The organism is Nocardia sp. NPDC004278 (assembly GCF_053602975.1).
Genome location: NZ_JBSGEQ010000111.1, coordinates 1 through 1,385 on the forward strand (window position 1 = coordinate 1; position 1,385 = coordinate 1,385).

At 65.0% G+C, this 1,385-nt stretch carries 1 protein-coding gene; it reads right to left on the bottom strand.

The annotated features are described in order from the left end of the window. Positions 1-1,385, bottom strand: a 1,385-nt coding sequence (locus tag ACWEO2_RS44260; RefSeq protein WP_452410872.1) for a type I polyketide synthase, incomplete at both ends; no start/stop codon positions are given.

The following is a 1,385-nucleotide window of genomic DNA, read 5'->3' on the forward strand; positions in this document are numbered from 1 at the left end:
CGCGCAGCGAAAACCGGAGCCGACCCCATCAACTCCCGACCCATCCCCACCCACTGCGACCCCTGCCCCGGAAACACGAACACCGTCCGCCCCACTGGACCGACCACCCCGGTCACCGCCCCCGAGTCCACACGATCCTCGGCAAGATTCCGCAAGCTCCGCATCAGCTCTGCACGCTCGCAACCCACGAACACCGCACGATGTTCGAACTGCGAGCGCTGGGCCAGTGACAAGCCCACATCCGATGCCGAGGCATCCTCGTGCGCAGTCACGAACCCCAGCAGCCGCAGCGCCTGCTCACCTAATGTGGTCCGGTCTCGCGCCGACACCACCCACGCCACAGGCCCCGCCTCCGCTCTCACGATTGGATCAGTCGTGCTGTCGATAAGTTCGGCGGCCGGGGCTTGCTCCAGCACTACGTGTGCATTCGTTCCCGAGATTCCGAATGATGACACCGCCGCTCGGCGGGGGTGCCCATTCTGGTGCCACTCACGGGTCTCGGTCAGCAGCTCCACATTCCCGGCATTCCACTCAACCTTGGTGGTGGGCCTATCGATGTGCAGGGTGGCGGGCAGAACACCGCGACGGATCGCTTCCACCATCTTGATGACACCGCCTACACCCGCAGCGGCTTGTGCGTGACCGATATTCGACTTCACCGAGCCCAACCACAGCGGCTCGGCACCGGCTGTTCGTTGTCCGTAGGTCGCGATAATCGCCTGCGCCTCAATGGGATCCCCCAGTACGGTCCCCGTACCGTGCGCCTCGACCACATCGACATCCGATGTGGTCAAGCCGGCATCGGCCAGCGCCGCGCGAATCACCCGCTGCTGGGCCGGGCCGTTTGGAGCGGTCAGTCCGTTCGACGCTCCGTCCTGGTTGACCGCAGAACCACGCACTATCGCCAGTACCTCGTGACCGTTCCGCAGCGCGTCCGAAAGCCGCTCCAAGACAAGGACACCCACTCCCTCGGACGACCCGAATCCGTCCGCGGCTTCGGCGAAAGCCTTGCACCGGCCATCGGCTGCCAGCGCGCGCTGCCGAGAGAATTCCACGAACACCGCCGGGGTGGCCATAACGGTGATACCGCCAGCCAGCGCCATCGTGCATTCCCCGGATCGGAGCGACTGTACCGCGAGATGCATAGCGACCAGCGACGACGAACACGCGGTGTCGATGCTTATCGCCGGGCCCTCCAACCCCAATGTATAGGCGACGCGGCCTGTCACGACCGAACCTGGTTGTGCTCCTACTCCACCGGCCAAACCGTAGTCGTGATAGATCACGCCCGCGAAGACGCCGGTGGTAGAGCCCCGCAACCCCGACGGATCAATCCCCGCCGACTCCAACGCCTCCCACGATACCTCCAACAACAACCGCTGCTG